Source organism: Corynebacterium guaraldiae (assembly GCF_053480195.1).
In genome coordinates this window covers 1-953 of the sequence record NZ_JBRBAU010000033.1, presented here as the reverse complement: position 1 = coordinate 953, position 953 = coordinate 1, and the positions used below count along the sequence as shown (strand labels likewise).

At 55.2% G+C, this 953-nt stretch carries 1 pseudogene; it reads right to left on the bottom strand.

What is annotated here, in order from left to right:
- Nucleotides 1-953: pseudogene (locus ACUY3D_RS12650) on the bottom strand (IS3 family transposase); the annotation flags it as partial.

The window sequence follows — 953 nt, the reverse complement described above, 5'->3', positions numbered from 1 at the left end:
GTGTTCCACCAATGCACCCACCGCAAGGTGGCCAGTTCGACTTCTCCGACCGATGTCCACGGGCCTTGGGCATGAATCAGTTCCGCCTTGTAGAGACCATTGACTGTTTCGGCTAGTGCATTGTCATAAGAATCGCCGACTGTCCCCACACTCGGGCGTATTCCTGCTTCCGCGAGAGCGGTGGAATACTTCAGTGACACGTACTGGCTGCCCCGATCACTGTGGTGAATCAGCTGGTTTCCATGGATTCGCCCTGCAGTCGTTAACGCATGCTCCAAGGCCTCCATGGGTAGCGCATCGGTGCGCATCGTTGAGCGTGTAGCAACACCAACAATCTTTCGACTGTAGACATCCACGACAAACGCGGTGTAGGCGAATCCTGACAGGGTGCGAACGTAGGTAATGTCGGCAACCCACAACCTTCCTGGTGCTTGTGCTCGAAAGTTTCGCTGCACTAGGTCTGGGCGATGATCCGGTTTCTTCGGGCTAGTCGTTGTCACGGGGGTTCGTCCACGTCTGCGGCCGGAAACACCAGCTAGCTTCATCAGTCGTGCAGTCTTATCGCGGCCGATATGAAAGCCTTCACGGTTCATCGCGTGCCACATTTTGCGGATGCCGTAGACCGAGAAATTCTGCGCATGCACACGTTGTATCTCTGGGATGAGAAGGCTATCGCTTAAGGTCCTTGCACTGGGAACGCGTGTGGTGGCTTTGCGGTAGCCGCGTGAGGTGATGAATCCACGATCTGCTTGTTTAAGGACTCGGCAGATGGCCTCGACCCCAAACTGATCCTTATACGCGTCGATGTAAGAGATCATTTGGTCGTGGGTCGGTCGAGTTCCGCTGCGAAAAAAGCCGAAGCAGTCTTAAGAATCCCGTTTGCTCGCTTCAGCTCACGGTTTTCGCGGCGCAAACGCTTGAGCTCTTCTTCCATCGTTTCGCCACCTGAAGCG